Source organism: Kitasatospora sp. NPDC058162 (assembly GCF_042884005.1).
Taxonomy (GTDB): Bacteria; Actinomycetota; Actinomycetes; order Streptomycetales; family Streptomycetaceae; genus Kitasatospora.
In genome coordinates this window covers 643,469-659,839 of the sequence record NZ_JBHVUS010000001.1, presented here as the reverse complement: position 1 = coordinate 659,839, position 16,371 = coordinate 643,469, and the positions used below count along the sequence as shown (strand labels likewise).

Sequence of the window (16,371 nt, the reverse complement as noted above, 5' to 3'; positions counted from 1 at the left end):
GCAGAGGCTCGGCGGCCGACGGGGCTACCGGCCCCCACCAGCCCCCGACCGGAGGTCGCGCTTGAGCAGTTTGCCGCTCTGGTTGCGCGGCAGTTCGGGGACGAAGAGGACCTTCTTCGGCACCTTGAACGGCGCCAGCCGACTCCGGACGTGGGCGATCAGCTCCGCCTCGGTGGGGGTGGCGGCGTCGGGGCGGAGGACGACGAAGGCGGTGACCGCCTCGATCCACTTCTCGTCGGGTGTGCCGACCACCGCGACCTCCGCCACGGCGGCGTGGCTGTAGACGGCCTCCTCGACCTCCCGGGAGGCCACCAGCACGCCGCCGGTGTTGATGACGTCCTTGATCCGGTCGACCACCGTCAGGTAGCCCTCCTCGTCGGCGACGACCAGGTCCCCGGAGTGGAACCAGCCGCCCTTGAAGGCCTCGGCGGTCTGCTCGGGCGAGTCCCAGTAGCCGAGGCACAACTGCGGTGAGCGGTAGACGATTTCACCGGGGGTGCCGGGCGGCGCTTCGGTACCGTCCCGGTCGAGGATCCGGGCCTCCACGAACAGCACCGGGCGGCCGCAGGAGGCCGGTCGGTCGAGGTGCTCCTCGGGTCGCAGCACCGTGGCGAGCGGGCCGATCTCGGACTGGCCGAAGCAGTTGTAGAAGCCGACCTGCGGGTAGCGGGCGCGCAGCCGGTCGAGCACCGTCACCGGCATGATCGAGGCGCCGTACTGGGCCTTGCGCAGCGAGGACAGGTCGTGCCGGTCGAGGTCCGGGTGGTTGGCCAGCGGCACCCACACCGTCGGCGCCAGGAAGAGCGAGCCGATCCGGTCGGCCTCGATCCGCCGGAGCAGTTCGGGGATGTCGGGCGACTCCAGCAGCAGGACGGAGGCACCGACGGCGAGGTGGGGGAGCAGGAAGACGTGCAGGGCGGCCGAGTGGTAGAGCGGCATGCAGATCAGCGGCCGGTCGTCCGCGTGCAGGTCGAGGGCGTGGATGGCGGACAGGTAGGTGTGCACCAGGGCGCGGTGGGTCATCATCGCGCCCTTCGGCTGGGACGTGGTGCCGGAGGTGTAGAGCAGCTGGGCGAGCTCGGTGTCGGCCACCCCGGTGCCGGGTTCGGGTACGGGGCCGGCCGACGCGGCTGCCAGGAGCCCGGCCTCGTCGTCCCGCAGCGGAACCAGGTGTTCGACGGCCAGGCCGTCCCGCACCCGTTCGACCTCCGCGGCGAGCGCCGGATCGCTGAGCACCGCGCGGCTCCCGGACTGGCCGAGCAGGTATCGCAACTCCTCGCCGGTGAGGGCGTGGTTGACCGGCACGTGCACCAGCCCGGCCCGGGCGCAGGCGAGGAAGGCGATCGCGTACGCGTCGGAGTTGCGCCCGTACGCGGCGACCCGGTCGCCGGGGCGCAGGCCGAGCCCGAGCAGGTGCCCGGCGGCCCGGCTGACCGCCTCGTCGAGCTGCCGGTAGGTCCAGCTGCGGTCGGCGAAGGTGAGCGCGACGCGGTCGGGGGTCCGGCGGGCGCTCCGGCGCAGCAGCGCGTCGACGGTGCCCGCTCGGGGGTCGTCGGTGGCGGCTCGTGGGGCGTCGATCATGCTCACGGGTCTCGCTTTCGGGTGGCGCGGCGGCGGGGGCGGCTGGGCTCGGTCCGGGTGGCCGGAGCGGGCAGCAGCAGCCTGCCCGCTCCGGAGCGCCCGCACCAGGGGCCGGGCGTGCGGAACCGGCCGGGGCGGCGGGGGCCGGACTGTCCGTCCGGGGTGTCAACGGGGCGTGACCGGGTAGGCGCCCGAATGACCACCGATTCCAGGGACCCGGCACCCTGCCGGGCCGAAGCGGGCCGGGGAAACGGCCACCGTTCGTGTGCGACGCCCCGGCCTCGGAGGAGAATCGACGCCACCGGGAGGGAGTCCGACGAGGAGGCCGGCCATGAAGAGCCTTGAACGCCGTTACGCGGTGACCCTGCCCGGGTCGATCGGCGGACACGCCCCGCCGGCCGTCGTCGTGGTGCACGCCACCGAGGTGCTGGGGCCCGGCGGCGGGCCGGTCTGGACGAACCTCGAAGGCGACCTCCAAGTGGAGATCACCGGGGAGGTGGCCACCGTCCTGGCCGCCCCGGCCGGGACCGGGCCGCACCCCTGCCTGCACGCCGTACCACTGCCCGACCGCACCACGCGGAGGCGGTGACGCCCGCCGCCACCGGCCGCAGCGCCCGGCCGACGCAGGGTGACGGCGCCGACCCCCCGTCGCGGCAATGCCCCGAACTGCGATTTCCGCAAGACCCCGGACCGTGCCTCCGGGGGTGCCTCCGCGCCTGGCGAATTATGAAGGGACCTTTCTAAACTCCGGTTGCCGAAGCCGGAGAAGCCGGGTCCACGGCTCCCCGATGATCTCCAGAGAGCCCCGAGAACCTCATCCATGGCGCACCCTCTCACCCTGCTGCGGGCCGCGAAGGGGCTTTCCCACCCCGAGTACGCCCGTCTCGTCGCACAGGCCCACTCCGAGCTGGGCCTCGGTCAGATGGCCGCCCGGCGGGAGAAGGTCTCCCGGTGGGAATCGGGCCGCACCGTCCCGGAACACAGCGCCCAACTGGCGATGGCCCACCTGCACGGCGTCCCGGCCCGCGAGGTGTGCCGGCTCGGCTGGCCGCACTGGCTGCACCTGGTCACCAGCGACACCATCCTGCTCGATCAGCCCTGCACCGCTACGGGCGCCGAACTCGCCCTGCATAGCGCCCTCCATCTGCCGAAGGCGCCGCGCTCCCCGGCGCTGCTGCTCAAGGGGGCGGCGCTTGCGGTCCAACTCCGTTCCGCCATCGGCCAGATGACGGTCGGCGGCCGGACCCGGCGTTCGCGGCCGGACGGCTGCTCCTCCGTCGCTTCCGTCGCCTCCATCGCCGAGCAGTTGCGCTGGATCGAGGTCCGGGTCGCGGCCCTCGAGCGGCACGAGTACGGCACCACCGTCCCGGTGGCGGCGCTGTACCCCGCGGCCCACGCCGAGCACCGCCTGGTCGTCCGCCTGCTCGGCGTCGGCGGCCACGGCGCCCCGGCCTCCCGTCGGCTCTTCCGCCTCGCGGCCCGCACCGCGCTGCTCTGCTCCTGGCTGAGCAGCGCCCTCGGCGAGGAGACCCGGGCCGAACGCCACAACCTCACCGCCGTCAGGGCGGCCGCCGCGGCGGGAGAACCCGCGGTCGCGGCCGTGGCCATGACGCAACTCGCGCTGCGGCACATCATCGCCGGCGACCCGGCCGACGGACTGACGCTCGTCCGGGCCGCCCGCGCCGCCCACTCCCGGTCGGCGCCGGGCGCCGCGACGCTCCTGCACAACGTCGAGGCCCTCGCCCTCGCCGGGACGGGGAACGCCGTCGGCGCGGCGAGGGCGCTGGACCGCGCCGCCGAGAGCGTCGCCCTCGCCTCCTGCACGGGCACGGGCACGGGGACAGGGACGGACCCGGACGCGCCGCCGTACGACGCCGACGCCCACGAGCGCTCCGTCACCGTCGCCCGGGCCCAGGTCTCGCTCTTCCTGGACGCCCCGCACAAGGCGAGGTGGCAGTTCGAGAACCTCACGGACTCCCTGCTGGCACCACACGCCGCCGTGCCCTCACCCCACACCGGCGTATGGCTCCTCTATGTCGCGGACGCCCACCTGGCGCTCGGCGAGATCGGCCCGGCGGTCCGAACCGTCCACCAGGCCGTCGACGTCGCCGGAACGCTCCCACCCGGGCTTGCTCTGCGCTACCGGGAGCGGCTGGCCCGCCACGCCCACGAGCCGGCCGTCCGGCAGGTCCTCGAACGGCTCGACGATCCACTGTCCGGGCCGCCTTCCGGATCACCGACCGGACCACCTCCTCGACCACCTTCGGAGGCGACATGAGGCACGTCCACCCCCTCACCCGGTTACGGACGGGGAAGGGCCTGTCCGAACCCGAGTACGCGAAGCTCATCGCGCGGACCCACGCCGCCCTCGCCCTCGGGCAGTTGGCCGCCCGCCGGGAGAAGGTCGCCCACTGGGAGTCCGGACGCGCCGTCCCCGCGCACACCGTCCAGCTCGCCATCGCGCACATCCACGGCGTCCCTGCCCGCGAGGTCCACCGGCTCGGCTGGCCGCACTGGCTCCACCTGCCCGAGGGCGACGCCGCCCTGCTCGACCGGCCCTACACGGACCACGGCGCCGTGCTCGCCCTGCGCGCCGTCGCGCACCGCCCCGAACCGACCCGGCCGACGGTTCCGACCGTACCGCCGGACCGGCCGGAACTCGCCTTACGGGGGCGGGCGCTCGCCACCCAGCTGCGCGGGGCGCTCCGGCGGCTCGCCGAGACCAGGGCGACACCGCCCGGCACCCGACCGCCCGGCAACCGACCGACCGCCCGCGGACCTGCCGGGCCCGGCCCGGCGCAGACACACCTCCGGTGGATCGAGGCCCGCACCACGGCCCTCGAACTGCACGAGCCCGGCACGCTCGTGCCTCCTGCGGTCCTGTACGCCGCGGCGGACGCCGAGCACCGCTTCGTCGTCGACCACCTGGCCGCCGGTGCGGGCGGTGAACCCCCCTCGCCGCCGGACCTGTTCCCGCTCGCCGCCCGCACCGCCCTGCTCTGCACCTGGCTCAGCAGCGCCGTCGGCGAGGAGGCCAGGGCCGAGCGGCACAACCTGGTCGCGCTGCGCGCCGCCGTCGCGGCGGGCCACCGGACGGCGGTGGCCGCCGTCCTGGCGCAGCTGGCCACCCGTCACCTCCTCGCGGGTGACGCGGCCGACGCTCGGACGATCGTCCAGGCCGCCCGGCTCGCCGAGCCGTACCCCTCGCCCGCCGTCACCGTCGTGCTGAACACCAGGGACGCGCTGGCCCTCGCCCGGCTCGGGCGGTCCGGCGACGCGGAGCGGGCGCTCGGCCGCGCCTCCGACGCCCTGGCGTCCGCCGACGGCGGGCACCGGCCCGGATTCCCGTTCACCGTCGACGACCACCACCTGGCCGTCGCCCACGCCGACGCCTGGCTCCACGCGGCCCGGCCCCGCCGGGCGGAACCCCACCTCGCGGCCCTGCTGGAACGGCTGGACGGCGCCGAGCCCGCGCCCGCCCCACCGCTGGCCGGCCGGGTGCTCCTGTCCGCCGTCGACACCTACCTCGCCCTCGGCGAGGCCGCCCAGGCCGCCCGCGCCACGTACTGCGCCCTCGCCCTCACCGGCACCCTCCCCCCGGGGCTGGCCGTGCAGTACCACCGCCGGCTCGCCGCCCACCAGCACGAACCCCTCGTCCGCGACACCCTCGCCCGCCTGGGCCACGACGCCGGGTGAACGCCCGCGCCGGTGCCGACGGGACGCGACGGCGTCCCGGTCCGGTCGGCCCCGGTCGGCGGGTCCTGCAGCCGTCAGTCCACGGCGTGCGTGCTCTCGTGCGCCAGTCGATCCAGTTCCGCGCCGATCGCCTCCCGCAGCGTGGCATGCCGAGGGCCGAGGCTGAACTGCTCGTCCCGCCACCGTTCTTGCGGATACAGCCAGACCGGCCTGCCGACCAGGTCGGCGGCCTCCCACTCGTAGCGCGGCCACACGTGCGCGTGCAGGAAGCCGTCGGTGTTGCCGAGGATCTCCAGGTTCACCCGTCGGAAGGCCGGGTCGATCCGACGGCAGGCTCGTTCGACCGCTTCCCCCAGCCGGTCCATGTCGGCCAGGAAACGCGACCGCTTCGCCCGGGGAAGGTCCGACAGCCGCTGTGCGTCGGGCTCGTCGGTCAGGAGCACCGAGTATCCGGGGAGGAACTGGACGTCCCCGATCACGGCGAAACCCGCGCTGAGCCTTCGCAGTACCGTGGGATTGGCGCCCCGCAGCGCACTGCCGATCCGGTCCGTCCGCCAGCCTTCGGTCATGGCGCGAAGCTACACCCCGTCGTCGACCGCGGTCGGCCTCTGCCCGGTGCGGCAGCGTGCCGGTGGAGGGTTCCTCGGGGAAGGCTCGACGTCGGAGCCCGGTCGGTGGAGGTGGTCGGAGGGCGGCTCCCGCTCCGGCGGCTGTCGTTCGGGTGGCAACGGAACCGCTGGTCCGTCAATGATCCTTCATGCCAGGTGAGTTGGCGGGCGCGGAACGGAACGGACAGCGTCGTCGGAGCGGTGGCCCGGACGAGGGGCCGGAGGGCGGGCGCACGGGCCGGTGCCCACTGGACAGGGGGGACGAACTGTCGGAGGGTGCGACGGCCGCAGTGCCTTTCCCGACCAGACAGGAGCACGCGCGCCATGGACCGGATCACCCTCCCCGCCTTCCGGATGCCCTTCCCGCCGACCGGCGGCAACCCGCTCCAGGAGGAGGCGGGCTTACGGATGTGGGCCTGGGCCGAGGAGTTCGGCCTCTGTTCCGCGCCCGAGGTGCGCCGCCGGATGCGGCGCACCCAGGCCGAACTGTGGTGTGCCCTCACCGACCCCACCGCCGAGGTGGGGCCGCTCGCGCTGCGCTGCCAGTGGACGTTCTGGGCGTTCGTCGTCGACGACGCCTTCGACGACGACGGCTGCGGCCAGGACCTCGCCCGCAGCCGGGCGGCGATCGACGAACTGACGGGCATCCTGCACGGCGCCCGCCGTCCGACCAGCCCGGCCGCCCTCGCCCTGGCAGACCTGTGGCGGCGCACCCTGACCGGCCGGTCGGCCGTCTGGCACCGGACCTTCCGCGAGGACGTCACCGCCTGGCTGTGGACGTACTGGCGCGAGGCCGTGGAACGCGCGGCCGGCCACACGCCGCTCCCCGAGGACTACCTCACCCACCGCCGGAACTCCATCGGCATGGGGATGTTCCTGGACCTCTTCGAAACCCCGCCGGCCATCGACCTGCCCGACCACATGCGCCGCCTGCCCGCACTCGTCGCCCTGCGCAACGCCGTGGTCGACCACATCGCCCTCTACAACGACCTCTGCTCGGCCCGGAAGGAAGGCGCGGCCGGCTATTACCACAACGCCGTCTTCGTCCTGCGCCACCACCACGGCGGAACCACCCAGGACGCCGTCACCCGGGTCGACGCCCTCCGGGCCGCCTGCGTCGAACGCGCCGTCAGCGCCGAGCGGCAACTGCCCGCCCAACTCGCCGCCGCCGGCGCCACCCAGCCGATCCGGGCCGCCGTGCGGCGCTACGCCGAGCACCACCGCTCGCTGCTGCGCGGCGACTTCGAGTACCACGCCCGCGCGGAGCGCTACCGGCCGGACAGCGCGGCGACGCCCGCCGCGAGCGGACCGGGGCGGGGGACCGGGGTGGACGTCTTCACCCCCTGCTAGCGCGGCGCGGGGAGGGGCGGAGGGCGGGCCACGGCCCGATCGGACGCTCCCGGTGTCCTCGGCGTGTTGATCTTGTGGACAGTTCGAACACATGTCCCTATCCTTCTCGCGATCTCTGCGCGTGACCAGCACCGCAGGCGAGTCTGGTGGGGGACCGCAGTGACCATCCAAGCCGACCGTAATGCGCCGCGCCCGCGCGCCCTGGCCTACAGCGGGCCGGTGGCCGACCCCCGGGGGCTGGCGGTGGCCGCGCAGGTGTTGATCGGCGTTCAGGGCGCGGCGCAGCTGGCGGTGGCGGTGGCGGGCGGTACGAGGTCGGAGCTGTTCTCGCGGTACGTGCCGATCGCCGGGCCGCTGTTCATCGCGACCATCGTGGTGTTCCTGTGCTGGTTCCGCCGGTGCCGGTTGAACGCGGAGCACTTCGCGCCGGGCGCGCACAAGCACTCGGCGGGGGCGGCGGTCTGGGCGTGGTTCGTTCCGGGGCCGATGTGGTGGATCCCGCGTCGGGTCGCGCTGGACGTCTGGCGTGCGAATGCGCCGGCCGGTGGGGCGTGGCTGATCGACGCCTGGTGGGTGGCGTGGCTCGGGAAGAGCGTGGGCGCCGCGATCCTCATCGAGCTGGGGGCGGCCCGCCCGTACGCGTACTCGCCGCCGGACGCGACGGTCGGCGTGGTGGCCGCGGTGCTGGCGATCCTGGTGATCCGGCGGATCACGGCCCGCCAGCACGCCGCAGTGGGCGCCGAGATGGCCTCCCTGCCGTTCGCCCGGGCCGCGTCGCGCTGAGGGCCCGAGGCGCTCGGAACGCCGGTCCGCCGGTCAGCCGCCGGCCCGTCGGCCGGCGCGGTGGGTGGCGACCCGGACCCGGGTGGCGCAGCGGGGGGTGCAGTATCGCTGCGGGGTGCGGCGGCCGGTGTCGATGAAGTGGCGGCCGCAGCCCGGGGCGGCGCAGCGGCCCCAGGCGCAGGTGCCGCGTTCGCTGAGCCACAGGCCGAGGGCGAGGGCGGCGGTGGAGAGCAGCCAGTGGGTGAGGCCCGCGTCGGCGGGGGCCCGGGTGTGCAGGGACCAGGGGCGGCCGGGGAGCCGGACGAGGTGGGGGCGGGGCGGGTAGCGGTCGAGGAGGGTGTTGATCTCCTCGGCGGCCCGGTCGGGGTCCTCGGTGTCGAGGACGGCGATCACGGGGGCGGTGGCCTCGCGGAGCTCCCGGGCGTCGGCCTCGGTGAGGCGGAACGGCGGGCCGCCGTGCCGGTCGAGGAGCGCCTGGAGTTCGGCGGCGCCCGCTTCGGGGTCGGCGCGGACGGTGTTGGCGAGGTCGGCGAGGAAGTGGAGGCCGCGGGGGTTGTCGTCGCCGGGGGCCTCGGGCGTCGGGGCGGGGCTCCGGGGCATGGGGGCGGGTGTCCTCGTCTCCTCGGGGTGTCTGCTGCCACCATGGTAACGTCAAAATCAGGATGTAGGCGTTACGAAGGAGCGGCATGCGATTCCCGGCAACGACGTCCGTACTCATCGTCGGCGGAGGCCCCGTCGGCCTGACGCTCTCCCTCCTGTTGTCCGGGTACGGCGTGGACCACCTGCTCGTCGAGGCGCACCCCGACACCTCCCGGCACCCCAAGGCCCGTGGCGTGTCGGCGCGTTCGATGGAGGTCTTCCGGCGCTGCGGCCTGGAGCAGGACATCCGCCGGGCCGGACTGCCGCCCTCCCAGGTGTACTTCTACCGCGGCCGCACCCTGGTCGACCCGGACTTCGTCCGCACCGGGGTGGCGCCGCAGGACGGTGCCGAGCGGACCCCGTCCCCCGGGCTGGTCTGCTCCCAGGACGCGCTGGAGGCCGTCCTCGTCCGGCGGGCCCGTGAACTCGCCCCGGAGGCCGTCCGGTTCGCGACCCGGCTGGTGGCGTACACCGAGGACGGCGACGGCGTGCACGCCGTCCTGGAGGAGCGGGCCGGCGGCGAGCGGCACACCGTCCGCGCCGACCGGCTGATCGGCTGCGACGGCGCGTCGAGCACCGTCCGGGCGGCCGCCGGGATCGCCATGGACGGGCCGACCGGCCTCGGCCACTTCCTCAGCGTCCGCTTCGAGGCACCCCTCGGCGAGGTCGTCGCCGACCGGGCCAGCGCCTCCTACTTCCTCACCGAGCCCGGGCGGGGCGGCTTCCTCGCCGTCGACAACGACCGGCGCTGGATCTACCAGCACCCGTACGACCCCGGGCGCGAGTCCATCGCCACCCTCCAGGACGACCACCCGCGGCTCGCCCGGCTGATCCGCGAGGCGGCGGGCCTGCCGGAGCTGCCCGTCACCGTCCGCGACACCACCACCTGGCGGATGGACGCCCGACTCGCCGCCGCCTACCGCCGCTCCCGGGTCCTGCTCGCGGGCGACGCGGCCCACGTGACGCCCCCGACCGGCGGGCACGGCATGAACACCGGCATCGGCGACGCCGACAACCTCGCCTGGAAACTCGCCGCCGTCACCACCGGAGCGGCCGGCGAGGCCCTGCTCGACAGCTATGAGGCCGAACGCCGCCCGGTGGCCCGCCAGGTCATCGACCTCTCCCTCGCCAACTCCCGTGCCCGGACGAGCTACCGGATCGACGACGAACTGCTGCTCACCGCGGCCTACACCTCCACCGCCGTCCTGCCCGGCGCCACCGTCCTCCCCACCACCGCGGCACCCCGCCCACCGCTCGACCCGGACCGCGAACACCCCGACGGCGCCCCCGGAACCCGCCTCCCGCACCTGCCACTCACCCCCGGCTCCGCAGGCTCCACCCTCGACCTGGTCGGCCCGGGCTTCACCCTCTTCACCGCCGACGACTCCTGGCAACCGCACGCCGACACCGCCACCGCCGCCGGCCTCCCCGTCACCCTGCGCCCGCTCCCCGCCGCCCTGATGCGCCCGCTAGCCCTCCCCCCGACCGGCGCCGCCCTCGTCCGCCCCGACGGCCACATCGCCTGGCACGCCCCAAACCCGCCCGCCGACCACACCCAACTCCTCGACGTCCTACGCCAGATCCTCGCCCGCCCCTGAGCCCCCGCACCTCCGTCGGGAGCGGGCTACTTGCGGTGGCAGGGCTCGAGCCGCGCGCAGCGGCAGGGCCTCCCGGTGCTTTGCTCGGTCGCGATCGCGACCCCGAGCTGCCGGGAGGCCCCGCCGTGGTGCTCCTGGTACCGCCGGATCACCTGCTCAGGAGCCCTGTTCGATCAGTCGAGCCGCTGTGCGGGCAGCAGACGACATCTCGGCCCCCTGGGAGCGACGGAACGGTTCAGCAGGGGTAGAAGCCGCTCATGTCGTCGGCGAACCGCTTGAACGCGGCCCGCGTCCCCGTCCCGGCATCCCCGTCGATGCCGCCCGTGTAGCCCCAGCCGTAGGCCAGCATGCGCTGCAGCGCCTTGACGGTGTTGGGTCCGACGACTCCGTCGATCTGGTTGCTCGGGTAGTTCCAGTACGCGGCGAGCCAGCGCTGCATCGCCTTCCAACTGTTGGGGCCCAGCTGTCCGTCGATGGCGTCGTTGTAGTTCGCCGGGTCCTGCGTCAGGAAGCACTGGACGTTCATGGCCTGCTGGCTGCTCAGGCCGAGGTTGTTCACCGCGAGGACGGTGACGTTCTGGACGCTCGCCGCAGGCCTGACGGCCGACTGGGTCGCCGCGAAGCCCGCACTCGCGCCGGCCACGCCGCCGGCGGCGATGCCGACTGCGGCGGTGACACTGACGAGGGTCCTTGCCAAGGCGTTCGATCGCATTTGCGTGTACCTCTCCGATGTCCGGACGGTCGCTCCGGGATCCTGACGGGCGACCGCAGGGGCACTGCGCTCCCTGCTCCAACAGCATCGGCCGCGGCCATCGGCGACGTCGTCCTGTTTCAACCTGGCGTGAAGAACGACGTATCGGAAGAATCGGCACCCGCAGCGGCACACCGGACGGCGCGGGGGAGCACGCATGGTCTACCGGTTCCACTTCACCGGCGCCGACCTGGCACGCACCCGCGTCGCCGCGTCCGTTCCTCCGCTCGAGGAACTGAGCATCGCGCTGCGCGTCCTGCAGGACCGCAACCAGGCGCTGCGCTTCGGCACTTGGCGCCGAGAGGTCCGGGCCCGCCTGCCGCCCCAGGCGCGGATGGTGCTCGACCTGACGCCCCGGCACGGATGGGCGCCCGGCTTCCTGATCCCACAAGGAACCGGCAGCGTCCCCGAGTTGCTGGAGCAGATCGCCGCCACGCCGACCGCACGGGTGCGGGCATCCCTCGCCCGGATCGCCGAGCGGCAGCGGATGCCCGGCTGGGCCGCCCGGCTGAGCGACAGCCCGGAGGTGCTCCGGCAACTGGTCGACGCCCTCGGCCAGGTCCACGCGACCGTCCTGGCCCCGTACTGGCCCCAGATCACCACCCAGGTCGCGGCCGACCGGGCCGTACGGTCCCATGACCTTCTGCACGGCGGTGTCGAACGGCTGCTGAACGGGCTCTGCCCGCCGCGCATCCGGTGGCGGGCACCCGTACTCGAGGTCGACCTGGTGTCAGGACTGGAGGGCGAGGTCCACCTGGAGGGCCAGGGCCTGCTGCTCATACCGTCCGTGTTCTCCACCGAGGTACCCGTGGTGGATCCGGACGCCGAACCCCAACCCATCCTGACCTACCCCGCCCGCCGCGACGGGACGATCACCCCCTTGACCCTCACGACCACGACCGCCGCCGACGGCACACCCGCACCACTGGCCGCGCTGCTGGGCCGAACCCGCGCCGCCGTACTGCGCGTCATCGTGCAACGCCCCGGCTGCACGACCGGCGAGATCGCCACCGCCCTGGCCGTCGGCCCCTCCAGCGCCAGCCAGCACGCCACCGTGCTGCGCGAGGCCGGCCTGATCACCACACTCCGCCATCACAACACGGCCCTCCACACGCCCACCGCCGCCGGACTCGCCCTGCTGGGCCGCGGGTAGTCACGCGAGCAACGCGCGGCCTCGGGCTCGGTCTAGGCGGTCTCCGGGGGGCGCTGCTCATCCCCTCATCAGCCTCGTACGGCCGACGGCCGACGGCCGTACGAGGCGGGCGTTCGGATGACCGCGCCGTTGCCGGGGCGTGGCAATCGGCGTGTGCGGGACGGCGCTGGAACGCTACGGCAATGGCGATTCGCAAGTCCCGGCCCGTGCAGGGGCGTCTTCACGCCGCGGTCAAGGGCAGGACCGATACGGCCGGGGCCGGCGGACACCAGCCGAAACTCCAGGAAGTCCAAGGCTGCGGGTAGGTACCGGGGCTTCCGCAGTCAGGCCGTGGGACCGGACTCCGAGGCCCGACCGACACGGTAGATCCGGTCGCGGAGTTGGTTCTCGGCCCATTCCAGGCTGGCGCCCAGGTCGAACCAGACCTGATCCTTCCGGTCGTCCGGCTGGTCGAGGCTGACGGCGACCCAGGAGAACACGCCCTGAAGGATGTCCCGCCTCCGACCGGGGGCGGTCACGGACAGGGCGAACGGCACGGCGATGCCGGCTCGCGTGACGATCATGTGGTTGGAGTCGTCCGGCTGCGGGCGGCCTCCGGTGAGGTAGCGAGGAGTGTCGACGATCTTGAGCCATTCCAGGACCGCGTCCGATACCTGCTCGGTCAGAATCCCTGCGATGGATTCGCGTACTGCGGCGGCGGGTTGTTCTCCGAGCCAGTCCAGCCAGTGCTCGGACTCCGTGAGCTCGGTGAGGTCGTCCTTGGGCGGGCCGTAGTTCGGATTCTCCATGAACTCCCCGGTCAGCTTGCCGTCCTGACCCACCCGCCACATACCCCGGACGGCTTCGCCCGGAACATAGCCGTTGGGGTCGCCGATGAGATCGGCGTCGATCGCGGCGACCGACCCGCCGGGGTTCGCGGCCGCCTCCGCGACGAGCTCCGGCGGAGGCGACTGCAGGATGCGACGCCGCTCGGTCGATGTGTCCCCCATGAGTGCAACCCTTCGTCCGGTGTGCTGGTCGAGATCCGCCTCGTTCGACGGTGCGTCATGTTCCCATGGGCGTCGTCGGGCCGAAGCCCCAGGGGCCGGGCGGCGAAGGTCAAGGGTTGTCTGATCGAGCGTCAAGTCATATCGCGGGCAGAGCCGGTGTCCGGCCCGGGAATACCGTGGCGCGACGTGTACGCACCTCGCTAGACTCCGCCCGCCCGATCACATGTGTGGTCATTCCGTGAGCACGACCTGTCCAAGGTGGGGGGAACAGATGAACGTGCTGCCGATCGGCAGACGAGCACGACGGAAGCGAGGTCGAGGCGGGCGAGCAGCCGCCTCCGGAGCCCTGCTGCTGGCCGTCCTGGCCTCGATGGCGGGTCAGGCCGTACCCGCCCAGGCCGCACCGGGTCCGACCGCAGGGGCGGCGCCGACGGCCGCCGCTCCACAGGCGGACCCGAGCACAACCCCGACTCCGAGCACAGCCCCGACCGCGACCCCAACCCCTACCCCGACCCCAAGCGCGGCCGCCGCCACCGCCGCACCCACCGCCGCACCCACCGCCGCCACCGCCACCCCGACCGGCAAGGCCGCCCAAGCCCCGCAGGCCGACCCGGCCGCGCCCTGCCCGACGGCGCTGCAGCCCGGCACGGTGGCGAACTGCACCGTCGACCCGAGCGCGACCGCGGTCTTCACCCTCACCCTGCCGCAGCAGAAGGACCTGCTGCTCGCGCAGATCGTCCCCACCCAGGGATCGATCACCCCGACCCTGGTCGCGCCGGACGGCACCACCGTGACCTGTGACGACCCGGTCGGCCCGAGCTGGGGCGGCAACCAGGCCCTGCGCTGCGCCACCAACCAGCCGGGCACGTACACGCTGAAGGTCCGCACCTTCTCCAGTACGGCGACCGGCCTCGCCCTCTCGTACCTGCCGTTGCAGTCCACCACGGCCTGCCGGGCGGTGAGCGCCACCGACCTCGCCCTGGGGGCGCCGACCGTCTTCAGCGGCTCCCTGGCGCTCGGTTCGGCCGGTGACTGCTACCAGGTGAAGGACCTCGCCGCCGGCGACGTGCTCCGCACCGATGCCACCCAGCCCGGCGTCACCCCCGTCGTCTACGACGCCACGGGCGCCCAGGTCTGCGACAAGTGGACCTACCCGGACTGCAAGCTCACCGGCCCCGCGCCGTTCCGGATCACCATCCAGCGCTACAACGGCGCGGCCCAGGCGTACACCGTCTCCGCGGCACGGCTCTCCCACCCGGAGGGCTGCACCCTGGTCGAGCCCCAGGCCTTCGGCGTCTCCCCGGACCTGTCTGCCACCGCACGCTGCCGGACGCTGCGCGTCACGGACTCCGCGCGGTACGGCTTCGGCCCGGTCAAGAACGACGGCCCCGTCCCCGGCAAGCTGTTCGCGGCCGACGGCAGCCCGCAGGGGGGACTCTGCCCGCAGGGCGCCTGCGACCTGGCGCCGGGTGACTACACCTGGGCCGTCGACGCGTACACGGCCCCGGTCGGCGCGTTCGGCATGGCCTTCCACTCGGCCAAGGAGACCCGGGGCTGCGTCGCGACCAACGACGACGGCCTGACGGCCGGTCCGGCCACGGGCACCTTCGACGGCCCGGGCCAGCAGCTCTGCCTGTCCCTGCCGACCGTTTCCGGCAAGGGCGTCTACCTGCTCAACCGGCCGCCCGCCGACGGCGCGCCGGTCGCCGCCCAGGTCCTCGACGCCTCGGGTGCCAAGCAGTGCGAGATCAGCGGCGGCTCGTCCACCGTCTGCAAGCTCACCGGCACCGCCCCGTTCCGCGCGGTGCTGACCGGAACGCCGGCCAAGGCCTATGGTCTGGTGGTCCACCGGACCGAGGAGACCGACGGCTGCACCGCCTGGCCGCAGAGCGGCTTCGACGGCACCTGGGGCGTCGAGGTCCCGCTGACCGCAGCCGCACCGCAGGCCTGCCTGAGCCTGCCCGCGGACCAGCACTCCACCGTCGAGCTGATCGACTACACCAATGCCAAGAACCAGCTCAACGCCGAGGTGACGGTGGTCGACGCGGCCGGCACCCCGGTCTGCACGGCCCTCGCGTACGGGAACTCGGCCAAGACCTGCCGGCTGGCCGCCGACACCCCGTACACCGCGCTGCTGAACGGCTGGGGCGGGGCGGATGGCTACAAGCTCGTCCGGCACGACATCGCGCCGGGCGCGGACTGCCTGACCCCGGACTCCACCAAGGTCGGCGGTCCCGGCGCCGCCTTCGACCTGGCTTCGGCGCTGGACGCCCGCTGCGTCCAGGTCCCCGCCGAGAGCGGCGACAAGTACCTGATGGGCGTCCGGACCTCGGACGGCCCGTTCGGTACGAACGCACTGCTCAGCGTGGTCGACGGCGAGGGCAAGCCGCTCTGCACCCAGATGGGTACCGCCTGCCAGCTCACCGGTGCCGGCTCGTACACCGTGGTCGTGCTCGCCTCCGGGTACAAGGACAAGCCGATCCACACCACCGTGGACACCTGGAAGCTGCGCACCGCCGCGGGCTGGGCGCCCGAATGCGCGGCGAACCCGATCGCCGTCCAGGGCTTCCCCCAGCGCAGCGGGGTGCTCACCGACGACTCGGCCGCCTACTGCGCGGTGATCGACATGAAGGCCAACCAGTCCTTCAACGTGGTCGGCACCAGCAGCGCCACCGGGCCGAACGACATCCCGCGACTGCGCCTGCTCCGGGACTCCCACTGGACCGGCGACTACGGATACCAGTGCACCTCCTTCTACGGTGCCTTCGGGGGCCGGTGCCTGTCCGACTCGCAGGCCGAACAGGCCGTGCTGATCCTCAGCAGCGTCACGGCCGGCACGCCGGTCGAGTACAGCATGCAGGGTGTCTGCGACTCCGCCTGCCCGGTACCGCGGCCGCCGACGGCCCTGACCTCGGTCAGCCCGTCCACCGGCGCCGCCGGCACGCGGGTCCAGGCCGTGATCAAGGGCACGGGGCTCACCCTGGGCAGCCGGGCCAAGCTGGTGGGCAACGGTGCCTCCGGCTGGCGGATGCTGTCGACGCTCTCCGTGAACGCCGACGGCACCGCGCTCGACGTGCTGCTCGACACCAACGGACTGGCGCCGGGCAGCTACGGCATCGAACTGGACGGCGTCTACGGGGTCTCGCTCCCCGACGCCTTCACCGTCACCGCTGCCACGGCCCCGGTCAGGAGCCGGTTCGTCCCGATCGACGCGGCCCGTCTG

General features: G+C 73.8%; 13 protein-coding genes. 8 read left to right on the top strand and 5 right to left on the bottom strand.

Annotated elements, in window-relative coordinates:
- Positions 1–24 precede the first annotated feature (24 nt).
- Complete coding sequence (locus ACFVXG_RS02660; protein ID WP_387923876.1) at positions 25–1,581, bottom strand: fatty acyl-CoA synthetase; 1,557 nt, start codon at positions 1,579–1,581, stop codon at positions 25–27.
- 331 nt (positions 1,582–1,912) lie between these two features.
- Between ACFVXG_RS02660 and ACFVXG_RS02655 the strand changes: the two genes are divergently transcribed.
- The 3 genes from ACFVXG_RS02655 (at position 1,913) to ACFVXG_RS02645 (ending at position 5,277) form a co-directional block, all read left to right on the top strand.
- Positions 1,913–2,170, top strand: coding sequence for a DUF6296 family protein (locus tag ACFVXG_RS02655; RefSeq protein WP_387923556.1), 258 nt, complete (start codon positions 1,913–1,915; stop codon positions 2,168–2,170).
- 231 nt (positions 2,171–2,401) lie between these two features.
- Positions 2,402–3,859, top strand: coding sequence for a hypothetical protein (locus tag ACFVXG_RS02650; protein WP_387923554.1), 1,458 nt, complete (start codon positions 2,402–2,404; stop codon positions 3,857–3,859).
- Positions 3,856–5,277: a hypothetical protein gene (locus ACFVXG_RS02645; protein WP_387923552.1), complete on the top strand. Its 1,422-nt coding sequence runs from the start codon at positions 3,856–3,858 to the stop codon at positions 5,275–5,277. Before ACFVXG_RS02650 ends, ACFVXG_RS02645 begins: the two co-directional genes overlap by 4 nt.
- A gap of 74 nt (positions 5,278–5,351) precedes the next feature.
- Here the strand turns inward: ACFVXG_RS02645 and ACFVXG_RS02640 are convergent, their stop codons facing one another.
- Positions 5,352–5,846: a diadenosine tetraphosphate hydrolase gene (locus tag ACFVXG_RS02640; protein WP_387923550.1), complete on the bottom strand. Its 495-nt coding sequence runs from the start codon at positions 5,844–5,846 to the stop codon at positions 5,352–5,354.
- Between the two features lie 363 nt (positions 5,847–6,209).
- Between ACFVXG_RS02640 and ACFVXG_RS02635 the strand changes: the two genes are divergently transcribed.
- Positions 6,210–7,235, top strand: coding sequence for a terpene synthase family protein (locus ACFVXG_RS02635; protein ID WP_387923549.1), 1,026 nt, complete (start codon positions 6,210–6,212; stop codon positions 7,233–7,235).
- A 159-nt stretch (positions 7,236–7,394) separates the two neighbouring features.
- A complete protein-coding gene (locus ACFVXG_RS02630) occupies positions 7,395–8,018 on the top strand; it encodes a DUF4328 domain-containing protein (protein WP_387923547.1) in 624 nt (207 codons plus the stop codon).
- A gap of 33 nt (positions 8,019–8,051) precedes the next feature.
- Here ACFVXG_RS02630 and ACFVXG_RS02625 read toward each other — a convergent pair whose 3' ends face one another.
- Positions 8,052–8,618 carry a CGNR zinc finger domain-containing protein gene (locus ACFVXG_RS02625; protein WP_387923545.1) on the bottom strand — a complete coding sequence of 189 codons (567 nt, stop codon included), beginning with the start codon at positions 8,616–8,618 and terminating at the stop codon, positions 8,052–8,054.
- Positions 8,619–8,704: 86 nt separating this feature from the next.
- Between ACFVXG_RS02625 and ACFVXG_RS02620 the strand changes: the two genes are divergently transcribed.
- Complete coding sequence (locus ACFVXG_RS02620) at positions 8,705–10,255, top strand: FAD-dependent monooxygenase (RefSeq protein ID WP_387923543.1); 1,551 nt, start codon at positions 8,705–8,707, stop codon at positions 10,253–10,255.
- A gap of 235 nt (positions 10,256–10,490) precedes the next feature.
- Here the strand turns inward: ACFVXG_RS02620 and ACFVXG_RS02615 are convergent, their stop codons facing one another.
- A complete protein-coding gene (locus ACFVXG_RS02615) occupies positions 10,491–10,967 on the bottom strand; it encodes a peptidoglycan-binding protein (RefSeq protein ID WP_387923541.1) in 477 nt (158 codons plus the stop codon).
- Between the two features lie 196 nt (positions 10,968–11,163).
- On the opposite strand from ACFVXG_RS02615, the gene ACFVXG_RS02610 reads away from it, so the two are divergent.
- The gene (locus ACFVXG_RS02610; protein ID WP_387923540.1) at positions 11,164–12,159 is read left to right on the top strand and encodes a DUF5937 family protein; all 996 of its coding nucleotides are present in this window, start codon (positions 11,164–11,166) and stop codon (positions 12,157–12,159) included.
- Positions 12,160–12,482: 323 nt separating this feature from the next.
- Here ACFVXG_RS02610 and ACFVXG_RS02605 read toward each other — a convergent pair whose 3' ends face one another.
- On the bottom strand, positions 12,483–13,148 hold the full coding sequence (locus ACFVXG_RS02605) for a hypothetical protein (RefSeq protein WP_387923539.1): 666 nt from the start codon (positions 13,146–13,148) through the stop codon (positions 12,483–12,485).
- A 271-nt stretch (positions 13,149–13,419) separates the two neighbouring features.
- On the opposite strand from ACFVXG_RS02605, the gene ACFVXG_RS02600 reads away from it, so the two are divergent.
- On the top strand, positions 13,420–16,371 hold a 2,952-nt coding region (locus ACFVXG_RS02600), incomplete at its 3' end, for a hypothetical protein (protein ID WP_387923537.1).

What these genes read in the sequence shown, in the direction of transcription:
- ACFVXG_RS02660 (WP_387923876.1), bottom strand. Translation starts at nt 1,581, where the DNA reads ATGATCGACGCCCCACGAGCCGCCACCGACGACCCCCGAGCGGGCACC.
- ACFVXG_RS02655 (WP_387923556.1), top strand. Translation starts at nt 1,913, where the DNA reads ATGAAGAGCCTTGAACGCCGTTACGCGGTGACCCTGCCCGGGTCGATC.
- ACFVXG_RS02650 (WP_387923554.1), top strand. Translation starts at nt 2,402, where the DNA reads ATGGCGCACCCTCTCACCCTGCTGCGGGCCGCGAAGGGGCTTTCCCAC.
- ACFVXG_RS02645 (WP_387923552.1), top strand. Translation starts at nt 3,856, where the DNA reads ATGAGGCACGTCCACCCCCTCACCCGGTTACGGACGGGGAAGGGCCTG.
- ACFVXG_RS02640 (WP_387923550.1), bottom strand. Translation starts at nt 5,846, where the DNA reads ATGACCGAAGGCTGGCGGACGGACCGGATCGGCAGTGCGCTGCGGGGC.
- ACFVXG_RS02635 (WP_387923549.1), top strand. Translation starts at nt 6,210, where the DNA reads ATGGACCGGATCACCCTCCCCGCCTTCCGGATGCCCTTCCCGCCGACC.
- ACFVXG_RS02625 (WP_387923545.1), bottom strand. Translation starts at nt 8,618, where the DNA reads ATGCCCCGGAGCCCCGCCCCGACGCCCGAGGCCCCCGGCGACGACAAC.
- ACFVXG_RS02620 (WP_387923543.1), top strand. Translation starts at nt 8,705, where the DNA reads ATGCGATTCCCGGCAACGACGTCCGTACTCATCGTCGGCGGAGGCCCC.
- ACFVXG_RS02615 (WP_387923541.1), bottom strand. Translation starts at nt 10,967, where the DNA reads ATGCGATCGAACGCCTTGGCAAGGACCCTCGTCAGTGTCACCGCCGCA.
- ACFVXG_RS02610 (WP_387923540.1), top strand. Translation starts at nt 11,164, where the DNA reads ATGGTCTACCGGTTCCACTTCACCGGCGCCGACCTGGCACGCACCCGC.
- ACFVXG_RS02605 (WP_387923539.1), bottom strand. Translation starts at nt 13,148, where the DNA reads ATGGGGGACACATCGACCGAGCGGCGTCGCATCCTGCAGTCGCCTCCG.